Annotated in this window: 19 protein-coding genes; 13 read left to right on the forward strand and 6 right to left on the reverse strand. The window is 65.8% G+C overall.

What is annotated here, in order from left to right; translation table 11 throughout:
• Together BDD21_RS03775 and BDD21_RS27720 are read left to right on the forward strand one after the other, a co-directional pair.
• On the forward strand, positions 1-2,454 hold the full coding sequence (locus BDD21_RS03775) for a putative bifunctional diguanylate cyclase/phosphodiesterase (RefSeq protein WP_120796002.1): 2,454 nt from the start codon (positions 1-3) through the stop codon (positions 2,452-2,454).
• A gap of 486 nt (positions 2,455-2,940) precedes the next feature.
• A complete protein-coding gene (locus tag BDD21_RS27720) occupies positions 2,941-3,102 on the forward strand; it encodes a hypothetical protein (RefSeq protein WP_170164679.1) in 162 nt (53 codons plus the stop codon).
• Positions 3,103-3,399: 297 nt separating this feature from the next.
• Here BDD21_RS27720 and BDD21_RS03785 read toward each other — a convergent pair whose 3' ends face one another.
• From BDD21_RS03785 to BDD21_RS03810, 6 genes are all read right to left on the reverse strand, one after another.
• A complete protein-coding gene (locus BDD21_RS03785; RefSeq protein WP_120796004.1) occupies positions 3,400-4,281 on the reverse strand; it encodes a 2-hydroxy-3-oxopropionate reductase in 882 nt (293 codons plus the stop codon).
• A gap of 107 nt (positions 4,282-4,388) precedes the next feature.
• The gene (glcF, locus tag BDD21_RS03790; RefSeq protein WP_120796005.1) at positions 4,389-5,597 is read right to left on the reverse strand and encodes a glycolate oxidase subunit GlcF; all 1,209 of its coding nucleotides are present in this window, start codon (positions 5,595-5,597) and stop codon (positions 4,389-4,391) included.
• Between the two features lie 198 nt (positions 5,598-5,795).
• Positions 5,796-6,893 carry a glycolate oxidase subunit GlcE gene (glcE, locus tag BDD21_RS03795; protein ID WP_120796006.1) on the reverse strand — a complete coding sequence of 366 codons (1,098 nt, stop codon included), beginning with the start codon at positions 6,891-6,893 and terminating at the stop codon, positions 5,796-5,798.
• A 279-nt stretch (positions 6,894-7,172) separates the two neighbouring features.
• Positions 7,173-7,781, reverse strand: a complete 609-nt coding sequence (ruvA, locus tag BDD21_RS03800; protein WP_120799733.1) for a Holliday junction branch migration protein RuvA — start codon at positions 7,779-7,781, stop codon at positions 7,173-7,175.
• Positions 7,778-8,377, reverse strand: coding sequence for a crossover junction endodeoxyribonuclease RuvC (gene ruvC / locus BDD21_RS03805; protein WP_245969392.1), 600 nt, complete (start codon positions 8,375-8,377; stop codon positions 7,778-7,780). Before ruvC ends, ruvA begins: the two co-directional genes overlap by 4 nt.
• Positions 8,370-9,119, reverse strand: coding sequence for a YebC/PmpR family DNA-binding transcriptional regulator (locus tag BDD21_RS03810; RefSeq protein ID WP_093033360.1), 750 nt, complete (start codon positions 9,117-9,119; stop codon positions 8,370-8,372). Before BDD21_RS03810 ends, ruvC begins: the two co-directional genes overlap by 8 nt.
• 250 nt (positions 9,120-9,369) lie before the next feature.
• Between BDD21_RS03810 and BDD21_RS03815 the strand changes: the two genes are divergently transcribed.
• The 11 genes from BDD21_RS03815 to BDD21_RS03865 are packed head-to-tail and all read left to right on the forward strand — an operon-like array spanning position 9,370 to position 18,986.
• A complete protein-coding gene (locus tag BDD21_RS03815) occupies positions 9,370-11,340 on the forward strand; it encodes an LOG family protein (RefSeq protein WP_120796007.1) in 1,971 nt (656 codons plus the stop codon).
• Positions 11,341-11,355: 15 nt separating this feature from the next.
• Positions 11,356-12,213 (forward strand): MipA/OmpV family protein, encoded by an 858-nt coding sequence (locus BDD21_RS03820; RefSeq protein ID WP_120796008.1) that lies wholly within the window; start codon positions 11,356-11,358, stop codon positions 12,211-12,213.
• On the forward strand, positions 12,198-12,941 hold the full coding sequence (locus tag BDD21_RS03825) for a class I SAM-dependent methyltransferase (RefSeq protein WP_170164680.1): 744 nt from the start codon (positions 12,198-12,200) through the stop codon (positions 12,939-12,941). The genes BDD21_RS03820 and BDD21_RS03825 overlap by 16 nt, the downstream gene beginning before the upstream one ends.
• A complete protein-coding gene (locus tag BDD21_RS03830) occupies positions 12,941-14,062 on the forward strand; it encodes a chorismate transformation FkbO/Hyg5 family protein (protein ID WP_120796010.1) in 1,122 nt (373 codons plus the stop codon). The genes BDD21_RS03825 and BDD21_RS03830 overlap by 1 nt, the downstream gene beginning before the upstream one ends.
• Positions 14,059-14,850, forward strand: coding sequence for a class I SAM-dependent methyltransferase (locus BDD21_RS03835; RefSeq protein WP_120796011.1), 792 nt, complete (start codon positions 14,059-14,061; stop codon positions 14,848-14,850). The genes BDD21_RS03830 and BDD21_RS03835 overlap by 4 nt, the downstream gene beginning before the upstream one ends.
• 2 nt (positions 14,851-14,852) lie before the next feature.
• A complete protein-coding gene (locus tag BDD21_RS03840; protein ID WP_120796012.1) occupies positions 14,853-15,140 on the forward strand; it encodes a phosphopantetheine-binding protein in 288 nt (95 codons plus the stop codon).
• Positions 15,137-15,739, forward strand: coding sequence for a COG4648 family protein (locus BDD21_RS03845; RefSeq protein WP_120796013.1), 603 nt, complete (start codon positions 15,137-15,139; stop codon positions 15,737-15,739). The genes BDD21_RS03840 and BDD21_RS03845 overlap by 4 nt, the downstream gene beginning before the upstream one ends.
• 18 nt (positions 15,740-15,757) lie before the next feature.
• Positions 15,758-17,161: an AMP-binding protein gene (locus BDD21_RS03850; protein ID WP_120796014.1), complete on the forward strand. Its 1,404-nt coding sequence runs from the start codon at positions 15,758-15,760 to the stop codon at positions 17,159-17,161.
• Positions 17,151-17,474: an ApeI family dehydratase gene (locus BDD21_RS03855; RefSeq protein ID WP_120796015.1), complete on the forward strand. Its 324-nt coding sequence runs from the start codon at positions 17,151-17,153 to the stop codon at positions 17,472-17,474. The genes BDD21_RS03850 and BDD21_RS03855 overlap by 11 nt, the downstream gene beginning before the upstream one ends.
• A complete protein-coding gene (locus BDD21_RS03860; protein WP_120796016.1) occupies positions 17,471-18,394 on the forward strand; it encodes a lysophospholipid acyltransferase family protein in 924 nt (307 codons plus the stop codon). The genes BDD21_RS03855 and BDD21_RS03860 overlap by 4 nt, the downstream gene beginning before the upstream one ends.
• Positions 18,360-18,986, forward strand: a complete 627-nt coding sequence (locus tag BDD21_RS03865; RefSeq protein ID WP_147430986.1) for a LolA-related protein — start codon at positions 18,360-18,362, stop codon at positions 18,984-18,986. Before BDD21_RS03860 ends, BDD21_RS03865 begins: the two co-directional genes overlap by 35 nt.
• The last annotated feature ends 1 nt before the right edge of the window (position 18,987 follow it).

The raw sequence follows: 18,987 nt of genomic DNA on the forward strand, positions 1-18,987 counted from the left end.
ATGGAGGACGCAGCCACCGTCAAAACGATGCCGTCGGTCGATCTAAGTCTGCGCTGGAAGGCACTCATCGCCATGACGCTGGCGCTCGTGCTCGTGAATGCATCGCTCGCGTTGATCTCGAACCTTCAACTGACCAGCCAGTTCGAGTTCCAGCAGAGCGCCGTTCGCGATCAACAGGCCAGACAGTTGCGCGCACTCGTCGAGGAGGGCACCCAAGCGATGTCCAAGCTCGCCAGTCTGGTTCCTCTGCTCGGTGGCGGCGAATCGGCGATGTCGGGTCCGGATGCCGCAATCGAGGAGGCATTGCTCACCAACGGTGCCATGCTCGACTTGGAATGGGACATTCGATCCGTCCAGTGGATTCGACCGGACGGCACCACGGCCATTGTCTGGCCGGAGGATGCTCAGGATATTCCGGACGCTTTGCGCGCCGAGCTTCAAGAAACCCCGGAGCGGGCGATTGCGGCACTCTTGTGCAGCCCGGAATGCCGGCAATACAAAGCGACACCGCTGCTTTGGGACGGCTCCTTCGCCGGCAACCTGGTCCTCGGGCGCTCGCTCGCCGATGCATTGCTGGCCTTCAACGCACTGACCGGAGCCGAGGTCGCCATCACCTGGCATGACGATGCCCGCTCCGCCGAGCTGCTGAATCCGCTCAGCCCGGACTATCTGCAGTTTCCCGCCGTCACCTACCCGGACGACACCCTGCCCGTTCTGCGTGCCGCCGCGCCGACGCTCGCGAGCGCCGACACGATGCAGGAGCCGCTCCTCATCCCGCACGGGGCGGGCTGGTACGAGATCTTTCGCATCCCGGCACTCGCCGCCGGCATCGATGCCCTGGTGGTCAACGACGTGACCACCCAGCGCGAGGCGATCCGCACGGCCACGACCGGCAGCATCCTGCTCGGAACCCTCGGTCTGATCCTCTCCGGCTCGTTGCTCTTACTGATCATCAAGGGTCCCCTGTACCGACTCAGGGATCTGGCCACGGTCATCCCCTTGCTGGCGGAAAACCGCTATACGGATCTGCGCCGTCAGCTCCCCGGACGCTCGAAATCGCTCATGCTGCGCGACGAGATCGATCTCATGACCGACACGGTGAGGAGCCTGACCGACCGCATGGAGCTGCTCCAGTACGACCGCGAGCAGGCCGAGGCCCGCCTTGTCTGGCTCGCCGATCACGACCCCTTGACCCAGCTGTACAATCGCCGCCGTTTCAACGACGATTTCGAGCGCATCCTGGATCAAACGATCCGTTTCGGTCATCAGGGCGCGCTCCTGTTCCTGGACCTCGATCAGTTCAAGGACGTCAACGATCTGAGCGGCCACCGCGTCGGTGATACCTTGTTGCAGCGCGTCTCCGAGCAATTGAGACTCGTCACCCAGACCAGCGATCTACTCGCACGCTTGGGCGGCGACGAGTTCGCCCTGGTCTTGCCCGAGGCGACCGAGGACGACGCCCTCGCCAGCGCCGAGTCGGTCCAAGAGGCGGTCTGCTCGATCAGCCTTCAAGAGCACGGCCGCCGCCACAGGGTGACGGCGAGTATCGGCATCGTCATGTTCCCGACCCAAGGCTCCGACATCGGCCAACTCATGGCGAGTGCCGATCTGGCCATGTATCAAGCCAAGGAGAAAGGACGCGGACGCTGGTATCTCTTCTCGGAGGAGGATCAGGGCAAGGAGCAGCTCGATGCCCGCGTGCTCTGGCGCGAGCAAATCAATCAGGCACTGACTCAGGGGCGATTCGAGCTGCATGTGCAACCGATTATCGAGATCGCCACCGGACGAACACGTCACATGGAGGTCTTGCTGAGGATGCGCGACGCACGCGGCGGGATGGTGTATCCGGATCGATTCATTCCGGTGGCGGAACGCACCGGGCAGATCCAGGCGATCGATCGATGGGTTATCGACAATGCCCTCGCCGCCATGGAGCTGCGGGCCGACCTGAATCTCTCGATCAACCTCTCCGCCAGCGCCATGGACGACCCCTTGCTGCTGACGGACCTGCGACACCTTTTGGAACGACACCGCATCGCGCCCGAGCGGATGTCCTTCGAGGTCACCGAGACCGCCGCGATCAACAGCCTGCTGAATGCGACGCGCCTGATGCGCGGCATGCAGGAGCTCGGGTGTCGTTTCGCCCTGGATGATTTCGGCAGCGGCTATGCCTCCTACGCCTACCTGCGTAAGCTTCCGGTCGACGAGGTCAAGATCGACGGTGCCTTCGTGCGCGACATCGCCAAGAATCCGGAAGACCGGATCTTCGTGAAAGCGATCACCGACATGGCCCACGGCATGGGCAAGCGCGTCATCGCCGAGTTCGTCGAGAACGCCGAGATCTTAGGGATTCTGAAGGGGCTCGGGGTCGACGACGCCCAAGGGTACCATTTCAGCAAGCCGGTCAAGCTGGAGCAACCGGGCACGCCGATCGCGTTCGATGGCGTGCTTTGATCGCTTAAACCGCGCCCGGCGCGGCATGCGATGTTTTTCGATGGGATCGGCACCGACGGACTTGACGACCGCCGGAGTCGGCACGGTTAAGATATTAAATAATAGATCATTTTGAACCGCGTCCCCGCTCAGGACTGTGCATGCACCAAACGTCGAGCTCACTCGTTGTCGTTGTCGTTGTCGTTGTCGTAATCGCAATCGACAACGACTGGATTGGGTGCTCCGCTTAGGCGATTTCCGGGAATCGAGATTCCAACTACACAGAGGATGGGTCGGAAGTAACGCCAACGGTCGTCGCGAAACGGCGACACCCTCCTGGGATAGACGACTTGCAGTCGTCCTCTTCAGCCGGCCCGACGACCCGCGAGGTCGCGGTCAACGCGACGCACTCGAGAACCGCGCCAAACGCGCTTTGGCACCAGTTTCCGCTGTGCTGATCCGTTCGCGATCTTCCTCTGCTTTCAGGTGTTGCCCGACGCGACGGTCGTGCGAGCGAGGCGCGGGGAAGAGGACAACTGCAAGTCGTCTATCCCGGGGGCACGCCGCTTCGCGACGTTGCTTCAGGCCGATCGGATGTGCGAGGAAGGATCGGTTCGTCCGGAATACGACTACGACTACGACTACGACTACGACTACGACAACGAGTAGAACCTTCGACGACTGACCTTGGTTCCGGCTCTGTCGGTAGATCCTTTCCCGGAAATCACCTAAATAACCCCGGCTGGAGTCCTTGCGCCGGTCCAAAACCGCGCCCGGCGCGGTATGCGTAATTTGCTGGAGTGGATTGGCCACGCCAGCTCCGACAGTCGTCGGAGCTGGCGTGGTTTAAAATATTAAAAAAACTAAAAAATTTTAAACCGCGCCGCACCGAGATCGAGGATATCTCCAAAGCCAAACGCAAAGTAAAAATGACGCACTTCACTCTGGGCGCGGTTTAGAAGAGATCTACCCCTCGCCGACCGCACCGCGGATCACCTCGAAGATGGCCGCGGAATCCTCTTCGCCCATTCCGCCCTCGACCAGCAGGTTCAGCCATTCCGCCACCATTGCCGCCGTCGTCAAGGAGATACCCAACTCCTGTGCGGACTCGAGCACGATCCGCATATCCTTCTGGTGCAGACGTGACTTGAACCCCGGCGTGTAATCGCCCTCGATCATCCGCAGGCCGTGCACCTCCAGGATGCGGCTGCCCGCAAAGCCACCGAGGAGAGCCTCGCGCACTTTGCGCGGATCAACACCGCTCGCCTGCGCCAACAAGACCGCCTCGGAGACGCCCGCAATGGTCGCGCCGACGACGATCTGGTTGCAGGACTTGCACACCTGGCCTGCCCCGCTGGGGCCGACGTGCACGATATTCCCGCCCATCGCCTCGAACAGCGGTTGCACCCGCGCAAAGGCGGCCGGCTCACCCCCGACCATGATGGACAGTGTGCCGGCCTTCGCCCCGGCCTCGCCGCCCGAGACCGGGGCATCGAGCATCTCGGCTCCGGCGAGGTGGAGCCGCTCGGCCATCATCCGCGTGGACGAGGGCGAGATCGTACTCATGTCCACCACCACCGCATCGGGTCGGACACCTTGGATGACGCCCTCGGGGCCGAGGATCACCTCTTCGACATCCGGCGTATCCGAGACCATCGTGAAGACGATCGACGCGTCTCGGGCAACCTCCGCCGGGCTCGAAGCCGTCCGGGCACCGGCGTCGGCCAGCGGCGCCATCGATTCGGCTCGCCGGGCATGGACGACGAGGTCGTAACCGGCCTTGACGAGATTCAAGGCCATCGGCCGACCCATGATACCGAGGCCGATGAAGCCGACAGCTTCGGTCATGATGTGATCCTCATATCTTGTTTCACCTGAGCCGCGCCCCGCCGAGGGCGTTTCGAGCGAAAAGGCAGATTTGACCTCAAGACAAGCCGGAGCGCTCCGAGCGCGGCTCAGCCGTCGAGCAGCTCGAGCCAATGGACGACAGGGATCGCGGTACCGCCGCCGATCTGGAGCTGGCAACCGATGTTGGCCGTCGCGATCAGCTCGGGCCGGCCCGACTCCAGGGCGTCGACCTTGTTCGCAAGCAGACGTGCCGAGAGACCGGGCTGCGTGATCGAATAGGTCCCGGCGGATCCGCAGCACAGATGCCCGTCCGGCACCGGAGTCATCGCAAACCCGAGCCGCGTCAGGACCGGCTCGACCACCTGTTTGAGCTGCTGGCCGTGCTGCAGCGTGCAGGGTGCATGGAAAGCGACCTTGCGACCTACGCCCGGCGAGCCGAGCGGCGCGAGATCCAGGCTCGCGATGACCTCGATCGGATCGCGCGCCAAGGCCGCCACACGCGCGGCCCGCTCGGCATAGCGGGGATCCTCGGCCAGCGCATGACCGTAGTCCTTCACCATGGCACCGCAGCCGCTCGCGGTGACCAGGATCGCCTCGCAGCCCGCCTCGATCTCGGGCCACCAGGCGTCGATATTGCGCCGCATGGCATCGAGCCCGTCCGACAGGGCGTTCAGATGATACGCGGCGGCACCGCAGCAGCCGGCGTCGGGCGACTTGATCAGATCGATCCCGAGCCGCGCCAACACACGCGCCGCCGCGGCGTTGGTCTTGGGTGTGGCGACCGACTGGACGCACCCGCCAAGCACCAGCATCCGACGTCGCCCGGCGGGCTTCGGCCAAGCACCGGCCGGGCGCGGTGTCGGCAGCTTCGCCTTGAGCTTGGCCGGCAACAGCGGTTTCACCCAGCGCCCGATCCGCATCAAGGGGCCGAAACGTGATGGATAGGGCACGGTTTTGACGAGCGCCCAGCGCAGCAGCCGCTCGGACACCGGACGCTCCACCCGATCCTCGACCAGATGCCGCCCGATATCGAGCAGACGCGCGTAACGCACACCCGACGGACAGGTCGTCTCGCAGGAGCGGCAGGTCAAACAGCGGTCGAGATGCTGCTGGGTGATGCGGGTCGGCGCTTGGCCTTCCATGACCAGCTTGATCTGATAGATGCGCCCGCGCGGGCCGTCAAGCTCGTCGCCGAGCAGCTGATAGGTCGGGCAGGTCGCGGTGCAGAAGCCGCAGTGGACGCAGGTCCGCAGGATGGCATCGGCCTCGCGACCGGCGGGCGTGCTCAGAAACTCGGGCAGGATCTCGGTCTGCATGCCTGGCTCCTAAACCGCGCCCGGCGCGGTCTGCGATGTTTTTGGATGGGATCGGCCCCGGCAGACTTGACGACCGTTGGAGCAGGCGCGGTTTAAAGTATTCAAAAAACTAAATTTTAAACCGCGTCTCACCGAGATCGAGGCCATCTCCGAAGCCAAACGCAAAATGAACATGACGCATGTCGCTTTGGACGCGGTTTAGAGGGCCGGGTAGAGACGACCTGGGTTCAGGATGCCGTTCGGATCGAAGGCCCGTTTCATCTCGCGATGCAGTGTCATGAGTCCGGCAGGGAGCGGGTGGAAGACCTCCGAGCGGCGATCCCCTCCGCGAAAGAGCATGGCATGCCCGCCGACCGAGCCGACCGCGGAACGGATGACCTCGGCCGAGGCATCGCTGCGCAGCCAACGTTGCGCCCCGCCCCACTCGATCAGCTGGTCGCCCGGCAGGGACAGGGGCGCGACGGTCGGCGGCACCGACAAGCGCCACAGCGGGCCGTCGCCGGCAAAGAAGGGGTGGCGTTGCTCGCGGATCTGCTCGCGCCAGAAGGCAAGCGCGTCGCCATCATCGACCGCCTCGCCCCCGATGCGCTCGGCGGCGGCCGAGACGCCGCCGTGGTTGCCGGACAACCTCACCCACAACTGTTCGCCGTCGAAGCAGGTCGCGCTGATCGGCAGCGGCTTCGCGGCCCAACTCGTCATGCGGGCGATCGCCTCCGCCTGCGAGCAAGTCTGCACCAGCGTGCGGCCGGTCGTCGGGATAGGGAGCACCTTGACGCTGATGTCGAGCAGAACACCGAGGGTCCCGAAGGCCCCGGTCATGAGCCGCGAGATGTCGTAGCCGGCGACGTTCTTCATGACCTCGCCGCCGAAGCGCAGGACCTCGGCACGCCCGGTCAACACGCGTGTGCCGAGCACCAGATCGCGGGCCGAGCCGGCGTAGGGTCGCGCCGGACCCGAGAGACCACAGGCGATGGTTCCGCCCAAGGTCGCGCCCGTCGTCGAGTCGCCTCCGCCCGAGACGTCGGCGAAATGCGGCGGCTCGAACGGGAGCATCTGTCCCTCCTCGGCGAGCACGGCCTCGATCTCGCGCAGCGGGGTGCCGCAGCGCGCGGTGACGACCAGCTCCTTGGGCTGGTAGTTGAGGATCCCGGCATGCCCGGACAGCGCCAAGACCTCGCCGTCGACCGCACGCCCGAGCAACGACTTGGTGCCGTTGCCTTCCAAGCGCAGAGGCAATGCGGCATCGGCCGCGTGGCGGACACGATCTTGAAGCTCGGCGGTCAGGTCGTTGCTCACCGGTGTCCCCCCTGTTTGGACGGAGTAGTTCGAAAAGAAGTCAGAAAACTCGACGAGAGAATCCCTTTGTTGCGGTTGTCGTTGTCGTTGTCGTTGTCGACAACAATCAGCGCCGGTATCACAGGGAGCAGTTGGGCAGGCTGCGCTTTGCCCGGTCCCGGTCCGGCAGTGTCGGAGCTTGGAGGATGGGTTTCGCTGCGCTCTACCCATCCTACGCATCTGTATACCTGGTTCTCGAACCGTCACCGAGAGTTCTGCCTTGACCTGAGAGGACGCGGTTCAGCGCGCGCTCGCAGCCCGCAGGGCGCTGCGGATGATGTCCTCGGCCCCGCCGGTGCCGTCATCCGCTGCTCGGGCCATCCGCGTCGCATCGACGGGGCGATAGCCTAGGGCCACCAGTGCGCTGACCGCATCGGCGAGCGCTTGCTCGCGCGGGTCGGCACCGCCGGCTCGCGTCTCGGGGAGATGGGGGACGCTGCCCGGAATCACATCCAGGCTGTCGCGCAATTCCATCACCAGGCGCTGGGCCGTCTTCCGACCGATCCCCGGGACCCGGATCAACGCATCCAGATCTTCGTGCTCGATCGATTGCGCAAAGCGCGCGGCGTCCATCGAGGAGAGGATCGCCAAGGCCATCTTGGCGCCGACGCCGGTCACCTTGAGCAGACGCCGGAAAAGCGCGCGCTCCTGCTCGCGGCCGAAGCCGTAGAGCGACCAAGCGTCCTCGCGCACCACCAAGTGTGTCACCAGGGCGACGGTCTCGCCGACGGCGGGGAGGTCGTAGAAGGTCGACATGGGTGCCTCGACCTCGTAGCCGACACCGCCCACGTCCAGCAACAGCTGAGGCGGATGCTTGGAGAGGATCCGGCCGTGTAGACGGCCGATCACGGGCGCCAATCCCGCCAGGAAGCGGACGCCCGTCCGCGCGCCGGGATGCCCATCGAGTGGGCATGACAGAGCGCGATCGCCAAGGCATCGGCCTCGTCCTCGCAGGGCGTCTCGGGCAGCGCAAGCAAGACTCGGATCATGTGTTGGACCTGGGCCTTGTCGGCCCCGCCGGTGCCGACGACCGCCAGCTTGACCGTCTTGGGACTGTATTCGTGCACCGTGACGCCGGATTTGAGCCCGGCACAGAGTGCCGCGCCGCGCGCCTGACCGATCTTGAGCGCGGCGGTCGGATCGCGGGCGAAGATGAGCTGCTCGACCGCCATCTCATGGGGTGCGTGCTCGGCCACGATGGCGGCGACACCGTCGAAGATGCGGCCGAGACGATCCGGCCAGGGGAATTCGCCGACACGCAGGGTGCCGCTGGCGATCCAGCGACTGCGCTGACCGTCGGTGTCGATGATCCCGTAACCGGTCGTGCGCGAGCCGGGATCGATGCCCAGGATGCGATGGCGGAGCTTTGCCGGGGATCCGATCGGCGCGCGGCCGACCGACGCACCGGGCCGGACGTCGGGCAGGCGCTGCCGGTCTTCAGGCATCGAGCTCGGCCAGGATCTCGTCGGCGATATCGGCGTTGTGGTAGACGTCTTGGACGTCGTCCAGGTCGTCGAGGACATCGACCAGACGCAGCAGCTTCTCGGCCGTGTCGCGGTCGAGCTCGGCGAGGGTCGCGGCGTTGTAGGAGACCTCGGCGACCTCGGTATCGAACCCGGCTTGGGTGAGCGCGTCCTTCACCGAGGCGAACGCCTCGGGCGTGGTCACCACGTCGAGCGAGCCGTCGTCGTTGGCGAGGACATCCTCGGCACCGGCCTCGAGCGCCGCTTCCATCACCGCATCCTCGTCGGTACCGGGCTGGAAGCTGATGATGCCCTGCTTGGTGAAGAGATAGCCGACCGAACCGTCGGTGCCCAGGTTGCCGCCGTGCTTGCTGAAGGCATGACGCACCTCGGCCGCGGTGCGGTTGCGGTTGTCGGTCATGCAATCGACCATGATGGCGACCCCGCCGGGGCCGTAGCCCTCGTAGCGGATCTCCTCGTAGTCGTCGCCCTCCATCCCGCCGGCACCGCGCTTGATGGCGCGCTCGACCGTATCGCGCGGCATGTTGGCGCCGAACGCCTTGTCCATCGCCAGACGCAATCGGGGGTTGGCGCCGGGATCACCGCCGCCTTCACGGCTCGCGACCGTCACCTCGCGGATCAGCTTGGTCCAGACCTTACCGCGCTGTTTGTCCTGCGCCGCCTTGCGATGCTTGATGTTGGCCCATTTGCTGTGACCCGCCATCGATGACCTCTCTTCACTCGATATCGACCAAGCGCGCCCCGGTTCCGGAACTGCGGCCTGAGCCGGGCCGGTTGACACCGCGGGAGTCGCGCTGCATGTTGTTTGGCCGGACATTCTAGCATCGGCCGGGAAACACCGGGTAAACCCCGGCGCGCGGATGCAAACGCGGTCCGCAGGCGGACTCGCGCCCTTAGCTCGATCCGTCCCCGGCGACAACCCGGCGAAACCCAAGCGACATCAGGACCTGGACATGTACGCGACACCCGAAACCGGCGACGGTTGGATCACGGCCCTTGTCGGCACCGACGAGGAAGGCTTTCGGGTCGAGGCGCGCTTTGCGATCTCGCAGCGATTCCGCGCACTCGTGAAGGGCCGGGAGTCGGACCTGGTCTTCGCCGCCCGCAGCCGGCTCGCACGGATCGGGATCAACATCTGCCCGCTCGACGAGCCACTCTTCAACGGCGACCATTGCACACTCCAACTTCAGGTCGTCTCGGCGATCCACTCCTTCGGCATCGCCGAGCACCTGCAGCACATCGTCGTGCCGGGCCTGCGGGTCGGACGCCTGGTGTTCTGCCCGCAAGACAACCGGCTCGACTCCGCCGCCATCCACGCACTCATCCAGGCCAATGAGATCCAGGTCCCGGCCGGCTTCTCGGTCGACAGCAACGGCTATCTCATCCTGCGGCCGCAGCGACAGCTCTTTCGATTTCTCCGCCCCTTGACGCTCGAGCAGATCACCGCGATCGCCACCCATGCCGACGGCAAAGATCTGCTGAACCGTTTGCAGATCCGCGAAGCGGTCGATCACATCGCCCTGCCCCCGAACGACGGACTGGTGACGGCCTGCTCGATGTTTCTGCACCGCCATTACGTGGTGCTGCGCAATCTGGACGACGCACTCGGCTTTCATCTGCAGGCGACGGTGCTGGACCCGGTCTCCACGCGCGGCACGAATGTCTATCTGGAGTTCATCAATCGCTCCGAGCAGTTGATCATCAATCCGAGCGTCGCCGCATCGGTGCACGACGCGATCCCGGTCACACCGACTCGACGCTATTGGCATGGTCGTGCGAGTGCCTTGTCCGACGACGCGAAGAGCGGCAACGACTATCCGCCGCTCGCGGAGGTCTTCGATCGGCTCGAAGCGGGTCCGCTCAAGGATCGCTACTCGCACCGCATGATGGCCGTGACGCAGCATCCCGAGACCCTGCTCAACGGTGCTCGACCGGATCGTATTTGGACCCAGCCCGAGGAGCCGCGCGACCCACGCGGCGGAACCGACCTGGCGGCCGGTCTGGTCGCCGAGGGCCTGAAGCTCGATACCCGCACCGAATACGGCACCGGAATCCTGGAGGATCTGGCCGACGGCGCACGCGCCACGCTGCTGCTCGGCTATTTCCCGAACCTGATCGAGCACACCGAGATCTGCGCCGCGGCCCTGCGCCAGCGCATCGGTCGCATTGTCTTTCGCCGCGCCTCCTTCGAGCACGGTCACTTCCTGTCCGCCCGCGACCACGGCCGACTGGCCGACTACGAGGGTCTCGGCATCGAGGTCTTCTGGTGCAACGATGCGCGCGCGCAAGTCGTGCGGCACGTCTTCCGCGGGCTGCGCGGTTACTTCACGTCGCCCGAGCAGGTCGACCGCTTTCGCTCCAGCCTGGTCTTCGCCATCTACGGCTCCATCAAGCCCCTGGACGAGGGGTCCGCGCGCCGGACCGAGCATCTTCTCACCAATCTGAAGGGCCTGTTCGGCAGCGACATCAGCATCCTCACCGGCGGCGGCCCGGGCGCCATGCTCCAGGTGACCGAGGCCGCACACCGGCTCGGCCTGCTGGTCGGCTCCAGCTACATCGAGACGCTGGACCAGAAGCCCAATCAAAGCGCCGACTACTACCAGACCTTCCAGGCGCGTAGCCGCCAGGCGCGTCAGCGCTGGTTCGAGATCGCCAGTTTCCACATCTTCCTCTCCGGCGGCGTCGGCACACTCGAAGAGATCGGCTTGACCCTGACGGACATGAAGCTCGGCGTCATCGAGGCCGGACCCATCGTCTTCTTCGACGGCTCGGGCGAGGGCTTCTATTGGGAGGGTCTCAAGACCCAACTCGCACGCATGGCGGCCCAAGGCCGACTGCCGGACTGGGTGCTCGACAACATCCTCATGACCGCGGACCCGGACGCCATTCCGCGCTTCTACAAGCAGACACTGCGGCTGGGTTAATCCCTCTTGAGCAACATGTTTCGCGAAGCAAAAGGGACTGCCGGCCGCTTACTGCTCCTGCTCTCTACCCTCGCGGCCTCGGCATCGGCGCAGGAGCTGCCGCTCTGGGAGGTCGGCATCGGCGGCGGCGTGATTCGCATCCCGGATTATCGCGGCTCCAGCGAGGCCGGCACTTATCCCTACCCCTTCATCATGCCGATCTATCGGGGCAGACAGCTCCAAGCGGACGAGGAAGGCATCAAGGGTGTGCTCGGCGAATCGAGCCGACTGCGGCTGGATTTCAGCGTCTTCGGCAACGTGCCCGTCAGCAGCGACAACGAGGTCCGCGAGGGCATGGACGACCTGGACCCGATCCTGGAGATCGGCCCGATGCTGCGCTACAAAGCATGGACCGCGCCCCGCTTCAATCAATCGGTGATCCTCGACCTCCCCGTCAGAGCGGCCCTGTCGGTCGGACACGGGGTCCAATATGTCGGCTATGCGGTCACCCCGCGGATTTCGTACCGGCGCCAGGTCGATCTGCTCGATAGACCCTGGAGGTGGTCGATCGGTGCCGAGGCGCTTTGGGGATCCGGGGGATTGAACCGCTACTACTATCAGGTCGATGCGGCGGACGCGACGGCTCAGCGACCGGCCTACGCGGCCGAGGCCGGCTTCGGCGGCACCCGCCTGCGCACAAGCCTCTACCACCGCGATCGGAACAAGCTCGTCAGCCTTTACGCCCTCTACGACAACCTCCAAGGGGCCGTCTTCGAAGACAGCCCGCTGGTGGAGCAAACCTCGGGTTGGACCGTCGGGTTTGTCGTCACCTGGTTTGTGTTTCAGTCAAAGAACTTGGTCGAAGTGAGGCAATGGGAATGGATGACCGAATAGCCCCTGCACACGGCGGCGCACCGGCAGGCGCGAAGGCCGTTTGGGTCCGCGAGACCCGTTTCGGGCGTTGGTTTCTGGGCACGGAGATCTGGCGTAGGTATGTCCTCGCCGAGGCCCTCCGTAACCTCGCGCGGATGGTGGAAGGACGAGTCCCCGTCGGCGGGCACATCCTCGATCTCGGGTGCGGTCAGGGGATCGCGGCACCGCTGCTCGATGCCGCGTTCGCACCGCGGCGCATCACCGGAATCGACATCGACCCCGAGCTTATCGCACTCGGACAGCGGCAGACCTACGACGCCGGGCTGTCGGACAGGCTCCTCCTGCGACCGGGCAACGCGACCGACATCCCCCTTGCCGACGCCTCCGTCGATCTGGTGCTCTGCCATCAAGTGCTCCATCACCTGGTGCCGCAGCGAGAGGCGTTGGCCGAGCTGCATCGCGTTCTGCGCCCGAGCGGCCTGCTCTTGATGGCCGAATCCTGCCGCTCCTTCATCGAGACCGGTCTTGTACGGGCGCTGTTTCGACACCCCCGCGAATCTCAGCGGAATGCCGACGAGTATCTCGACCTGGTGCGCTCGGCCGGCTTCCGGGTGGATGATCGCGATGTGGCGACCTCGAGCCCTTGGTGGTCTCGGCGCGACCTCGGCCTCCTTGGATCGCCGGATAGGCGCCGACTCACGCAGGCGGAAGAACCGACCGAAGTCCTCTGCGTCGCGGTCAAGATGTGATGAGCGAAACGCGAATCCAAACCGACTGGCCGGATCGCGACATGCCCGGCCTCCGCACCCGCACCCGCACCCCCGCCATGATCGCCTATCCAAGCTGCGATTCCGGCTGTGATGCGGCATACGATTCGGACGACCTAGGCGGATCGGTGCTCGCCGACATCCGCTTCGGACGCCACCATGAGCGCGATGCCGCCGACCCACGCCGCATCCGGATTGCAACCCCGCCCATCGGCGGCTCGCCCGAGCGCGAGGTCTGGCGTCTGCCACAGACCGGCACCGCGGGCTGGTCGGGCGACATCGGCTACGTTTGCAGCGGCGACTTTCTGTTTGCGCACCTGCTGGTCGACGAGCCCGCCGGGACCGACCTGACACGCCTCACAGGTCGAGCCTACACGCGGCTGCTCGCATTCCTGCGCGATACCGACTTCCCGCATCCGCTGCGTATCTGGAACTACATCTTCCGGATCAACGACGAGGAGCGGGGGTTGGAGCGCTATCAAGCCTTCTGCAGAGGCCGGGCTGCAGCCTTTGCAGATGCGGCGATCCCGGAACGCGGCTTTCCCGCAGCCACGGCGATCGGTTGCGAGGCGCCCGGCCTCTCCATCCATGTGTTGGCCGGGCGCGGAGCCGGCACGCCGATCGGCAATCCGCGCCAGATCAGCGCCTACCGCTATCCCCTGCCCTACGGACCGCGGCCACCGTCCTTCGCGCGCGCGCTCTGCTATTCGGGCCCGTACGGGAGCCTGGAGCTGGCCATCTCGGGAACCGCGAGCATCGTCGGCCATGTCACCATGCATCCGGACGACCCGAGGCGCCAAACCCGCGAGACGATCCGCAACCTCCGCAGCCTCGTCGAGCATGCGCGGATTGCGCCGCGCCGATCCGACCAAGCCCCCCCGGCACTGCTCAAGGTCTACCTCCGCGATCCGAACCATGTCCGCGAGGTCGACACCCTGCTGCGCGCATGGACGCGCGGGCGCTCCGAGATCATGTACCTGCAGGGCGCCATCTGTCGGCGGGATCTGGAGATCGAGATCGAAGGACACGACAGCGTCTCGCCTTACAATGCCGGCGATCTTCACCCGGACATCCAAGCCGACAGGCGAGAGGCACCACCATGAATCAACCGCCGGTTAAACAGAGCTTGTCCCCGCACCCGGTGCTTCCCGCCCACTATGCCGCGGAGGAGGACCGTGTCGGTTACATTCGGGGCCTCTTCGATCGGACCGCCGAGAGCTACGATCGCATCAACGCTTGGATGAGCCTGAATCGCGGCGAGCACTACCGCATGGAGGCGATGGTGCGTGCCGGGGTGCACGAAGGCCAATGGGTGCTCGACTGCGCCTGCGGGACCGGCGTGATGGCCGCGCATGCGCAGAGGCTCGTCGGCACCTCCGGGGTCGTCGTTGCGATCGACCCGAGCCTGCCGATGCTCGCGGTCGCCGGGACCCGCGGGGTACAAAACCGCGTATCCGGTACCGCCGAGCGGCTGCCCCTTCCGGATGCCAGCGTCGATGTCGTCACCATGGGCTATGCGCTGCGCCACGTCGCGGATCTGGGCGTCGCCTTCGCCGAGTTTGCCAGGGTGCTGCGCCCCGGTGGTCGACTGCTGATCTTGGAGATGGTGCCGCCACGCTCACCCGTCGGACACCTCCTTGCAAAGCTCTATTTGAAGCACCTGGTGCCGACGCTGGCGTCTTGGCTGGGCGGCAGCGGCGACGCCCGCCGACTGATGCAGTACTATTGGGACACAGTGGATCAGTGTGTTGCCCCGGGCGTGGTAATCGACGCCTTACAGGACGCGGGTTTCGTCTCGGTCGCACGATCGGTGAAGCTCGCACTCCTCACGGAGTACACCGCTATCGTCTCGACGACGACCGATCCTGACAGCGGCTTGAGCGGGTTTTAGGCATGACGGAAGAAACGGCAACAGCTTCGCAACCCTCGATCGAGCAGGTCGAGCAGATGGTGATCCGAGAGTTGCGGCTCGAAGAGGTGGGCATCACGCGGATCGACCCGGACGATGCGCTCTTCGGCAGTGGGCTCGGACTCGACTCGATCGACGCACTCGAGCTCGCGCTGGCCGTCTCCAAAGAGTATGGCGTGACCATCAGCTCGGAGGACCCGAAGGTGCAGCAGATCTTCGCCTCGCTCAAGCATCTCGCCACCTACATCCAGACTCAGCGACTCGGCGCATGACCCTCTCGGCGCGCGTGCTGACCGCGCTCGCGATCGCCTACCCCGTCGTGAGTCATTTCGGGGCCACCCTCGGCGCCCCGGTCGTGCCCCTGTTGTGGCTGTGTCTGATGCTCTGGGGCAGTGTCCTTTTTGGGTCGCGCTCGCCCGTGCTCCTCGCACTCGCGCTTGCGTGCCTCGGCGCGGCGGTGATCGGACATCTCGCCGGCTATGCCGACATCCTGTTGCGCGTGCCGCCCGTGATCATCTGCTTCGCCTTCGCCTGGATCTTCGGTCGTAGCCTGCTGCCGGGGCGTGTCGCGTTGATCTCGCGCATCGGCGAGCGGATGCGCGGGGAGCTGCCCGAGCCGGTCGCCCGTTACGGCCACCGCCTCACCCTCGTCTGGACCCTGTTCTTCGTGATCCTGGGACTGGAGTGCATCCTCTTAGGGCTCTTCGCCTCGCCCTTTTGGTGGTCCCTCTTTACCAACTACATCAACTATGCGCTGATCGCCCTGCTTTTCGTGGTCGAATATCCGATCAGGCGTCTGGTCCTGCGGGATCTGGAGCACACCCCCTTCATCGATTCCCTGCGCGGATCCCTGCGCTTGGACCTTCGCTGATCGAGGCGGCGGCGTCGCGTGCCCGAGACACCGCAGACCCTGCCGTTGTTGCCCGGATTCCAGGCGGACCGGCCCTTGTTTCTGACCGACTCGGCCGCTGTGGTGACGCAACGGGAATTCTTGACCCAGGCCGACGCGCTCGCCCGGACGCTGCCGACCGCACCCTATCTGATCAATCTCTGCAACGATCGCTATCTGTTCGCGCTCGCCTTCGCGGCCGGACTGATCCGAGGGGCGGTGAGCCTGTTCCCCCCGAACCGGCTCGCCGCGACCGCGCACGAGATCGCCTTGGACTATCCCGGCGCCATCTGCATCGCCGATACGCCGGTCGCGGGATTGGAGCTGCCGCTCGCCATCGTCGAGGTGCCGGATTCGCTCGCCTGCGTCGAGCGGGAAATGCCCTTCATCGCGGCCGATCGCGAGGTCTTCATCGGCTTCACCTCCGGCAGCACCGGCCTCCCGCGGCCGCATCCGAAGCGCTGGGGCGATCTTGTCGGTTGCGCACGCGCGGCCGCACGGCGCTTCGGCTTCGGCCCCGAGTCCAGCATCGTCGCCACCGTCGTCCCCCAGCATATGTACGGGATGGAGCTGTCGATCATGGTGCCCTTTGCGACCGGCGCGTGCGTTGCCGCCGCCCGCCCCTTCTTTCCGGCCGACATCCGTGACGCGCTCGCACGCGCACCGGCGCCGCGCATCCTGGTGACGACGCCGGTGCATCTCGCAGCCTGTGTCGAGGCGGGCTTGACCTGGCCTGCCGTCGATATGGTGATCTCGGCGACCGCCCCGCTGTCGCAAACACTGGCCGAGCGTGTCGAATCGCTGCTGTCCACGCAGGTGCTCGAGATCTACGGCAGCACCGAGACCGGCTCGATCGCCAGTCGGCGCACCTGCGGGGATCCCGCATGGACCTGGTACGACAGCGTGCGCCCGCTACGCGAGGCGAATGGGGTGAGCGTCACGGCCGACTTTCTGCCCGCTCCGACGATGCTGGCAGACCTCTTGGAGTTCAATGGCGAGGGTGACGCCGACGGCGGCTTTCGTCTCGTCGGCCGAGCCGCGGAGATGCTCAAGGTCGGCGGCAAGCGCGCCTCGCTGGCCGATCTGAATCTTAAGCTGACGGCGATCGAGGGCGTGCGCGACGGCATCTTCGTTGCACCCGACGGGGACCGGGATCCGGTCGGACGTCTCGCCGTGATCGCCGTCGCGCCGGGGCTGACCCGGCAGGCCCTGATTGCCGGCCTGGCGGGCCGCATCGATCCGGTCTTCCATCCGCGCAGGGTCGTCTTCGTCGATCGGCTGCCCCGGAACGAGGCCGGAAAACTGCCGCGGGAGGACCTGCTGCGGATCTTGGAAACCTCGACCGAGACCGCGATCGAGCCTGCTCTCGGGAACAGGCGCAAAGGCAAGCGGCATGCAGACTAACGGGATGCAGACTCGGCGGATCTCCATCCCGCTCGAGCATCCGGTGTTCGAGGGTCATTTCCCGGGTCGCCCCATCGTGCCCGGATCCATGTTGATCGATCTTGTGCTTGCCGCCTGGGAGGACGCGGGGGGCGATCCGGTCACCTCGGTGCCGAGCCTGAAGTTCCATCGGCCGGTAGTGCCCGGGGATGCCCTGGTGCTGCACTTCACACCGACAACCCCGGGGTCCGGGACCGAGGCCGGGGTGCGCTTCACCTGTCTGCGCGAGCAGACGCTTGTCTGCTCCGGTCTGCTCATGCCACGCGCACCATGACCGACTGGTCCAGCCAAGGCGAGCGCGGCAGCCCCTTCGCGGTGCGGCTGATCCTCTGGATCGCGCTCCATCTGGGCCGAGCACCGGCGCGCGGGCTGCTCTACCCGATCACGCTCTATTTCCTGGTCAAGGCCGGGCCGCAACGACGCGCGTCGCGGCGCTTCCTGACGCACGTGCTCGGCAGACCGGCGCGGCTGTCGGACATCGCCCGCCATATCCACAGCTTTGCCGCGACCATTCTGGACCGCGTCTTTCTGCTCGCCGGGCGACGGGAACTGCTGGATATCCGCCTGCACCACCCGGAGCGGGTCACCGATCGGGTCGCGGCCGGGCAGGGCTTCCTGTTGCTCGGCTCGCATCTGGGCAGCTTCGAGATCCTGCGCGCACTCGCCATCGAGGAGGCGCGGATGCCGCTGAAGATCCTCATGTCTCCGACCCACAACCGCATCATCACCGAGCTGCTGCACGCCTTGAACCCGGCGATCGCCGACTCGGTGATCTCGCTCGCCTCGCCGCAGCCCCTCCTGGCCGTTGCGGAAAACCTACAGGCCGGCCGGATCGTCGGCCTGCTCGGGGATCGCCACATGCCGGGCGAGCCGACGGAGATGTGTGACTTTCTCGGCCGTCGCGCGGCCTTTCCGACCGGCCCGCTGAGCCTGGCCGCAGTGACCGGCGTGCCCGTGATCCTGCCCTTCGGGATCTATCGCGGCGGCAACCGGTACGACGTCTATTTCGAGGTTCTCGCCGAGCGCATCCAGCTCGATCGCGCGCGACGCAAGGCATCGCTGCAGGAGTGGATTCAGCGCTACGCGGACCGCCTCGCCCATTACAGCCGGGAGGCGCCCGAGAATTGGTTCAACTTCTATGACTTTTGGGAGGAGGACGATGGCCCGAAGACGCCGTCCCGGGCTGATCGCTAGAGGGCGCGCGGCTTGTCTCGCGCTCTGCCTTTGCCTGTCGTACGCGGGGACCCTCTCCGCGGCGGGACAGCCGGTCGACGCGCAAGCCCTGATGCAACTCCTCGGGCACGTCAAGCGTGCCGAGGTCGCCTACCAAGAGCGCGTGGAGTCCGGGCTGATCGACACCGCCATCGCGACGCGCGGCAATCTGGTTTACCAGGCCCCGGACCGCATCCGCCGCGTCAGCGACGGCGGTGACGGCTTCGCCCTGGAGGGAGACCGGATGCAGCTCATCAAAGGCAATCAGGTCGCAGACGAGCTGGACGTCTCCGAGATCAAGCCGCTGGCGGCCTTGGTCGGCGCCCTGCGCGCCACCTTCGCAGGCGACCTCGCCGCGCTGCAGGCGGACTATCGACTCGACTACGGCACGACCGAGCAGACCTGGACCCTCGACCTCGCACCCCGGGGGATGGCGCTCTCGCCCTTGTTCCAGCGCATTCGGATCATCGGCGACGGGGCGACGATCGAGACCATCGATATGCTGGAGGCGAACGGCGACCGGCGCACCCTGCAGATGCGGCTGCTGGCACGCGAGCCGGCCGGACTCAAGTAAG

The sequence above is a fragment of the Thiocapsa rosea genome (genome assembly GCF_003634315.1).
In the GTDB taxonomy this organism is placed as follows: domain Bacteria; phylum Pseudomonadota; class Gammaproteobacteria; order Chromatiales; family Chromatiaceae; genus Thiocapsa; species Thiocapsa rosea.

What these genes read in the sequence shown, in the direction of transcription:
- BDD21_RS03840 (WP_120796012.1), top strand. Translation starts at nt 14,853, where the DNA reads ATGACGGAAGAAACGGCAACAGCTTCGCAACCCTCGATCGAGCAGGTC.
- BDD21_RS03845 (WP_120796013.1), top strand. Translation starts at nt 15,137, where the DNA reads ATGACCCTCTCGGCGCGCGTGCTGACCGCGCTCGCGATCGCCTACCCC.
- BDD21_RS03775 (WP_120796002.1), top strand. Translation starts at nt 1, where the DNA reads ATGGAGGACGCAGCCACCGTCAAAACGATGCCGTCGGTCGATCTAAGT.
- BDD21_RS03820 (WP_120796008.1), top strand. Translation starts at nt 11,356, where the DNA reads ATGTTTCGCGAAGCAAAAGGGACTGCCGGCCGCTTACTGCTCCTGCTC.
- BDD21_RS03825 (WP_170164680.1), top strand. Translation starts at nt 12,198, where the DNA reads ATGGATGACCGAATAGCCCCTGCACACGGCGGCGCACCGGCAGGCGCG.
- BDD21_RS03860 (WP_120796016.1), top strand. Translation starts at nt 17,471, where the DNA reads ATGACCGACTGGTCCAGCCAAGGCGAGCGCGGCAGCCCCTTCGCGGTG.
- BDD21_RS03810 (WP_093033360.1), bottom strand. Translation starts at nt 9,119, where the DNA reads ATGGCGGGTCACAGCAAATGGGCCAACATCAAGCATCGCAAGGCGGCG.
- BDD21_RS03865 (WP_147430986.1), top strand. Translation starts at nt 18,360, where the DNA reads ATGGCCCGAAGACGCCGTCCCGGGCTGATCGCTAGAGGGCGCGCGGCT.
- glcF (WP_120796005.1), bottom strand. Translation starts at nt 5,597, where the DNA reads ATGCAGACCGAGATCCTGCCCGAGTTTCTGAGCACGCCCGCCGGTCGC.
- BDD21_RS03855 (WP_120796015.1), top strand. Translation starts at nt 17,151, where the DNA reads ATGCAGACTAACGGGATGCAGACTCGGCGGATCTCCATCCCGCTCGAG.
- BDD21_RS03830 (WP_120796010.1), top strand. Translation starts at nt 12,941, where the DNA reads ATGAGCGAAACGCGAATCCAAACCGACTGGCCGGATCGCGACATGCCC.
- ruvC (WP_245969392.1), bottom strand. Translation starts at nt 8,377, where the DNA reads ATGCCTGAAGACCGGCAGCGCCTGCCCGACGTCCGGCCCGGTGCGTCG.
- BDD21_RS03785 (WP_120796004.1), bottom strand. Translation starts at nt 4,281, where the DNA reads ATGACCGAAGCTGTCGGCTTCATCGGCCTCGGTATCATGGGTCGGCCG.
- BDD21_RS03815 (WP_120796007.1), top strand. Translation starts at nt 9,370, where the DNA reads ATGTACGCGACACCCGAAACCGGCGACGGTTGGATCACGGCCCTTGTC.
- BDD21_RS03835 (WP_120796011.1), top strand. Translation starts at nt 14,059, where the DNA reads ATGAATCAACCGCCGGTTAAACAGAGCTTGTCCCCGCACCCGGTGCTT.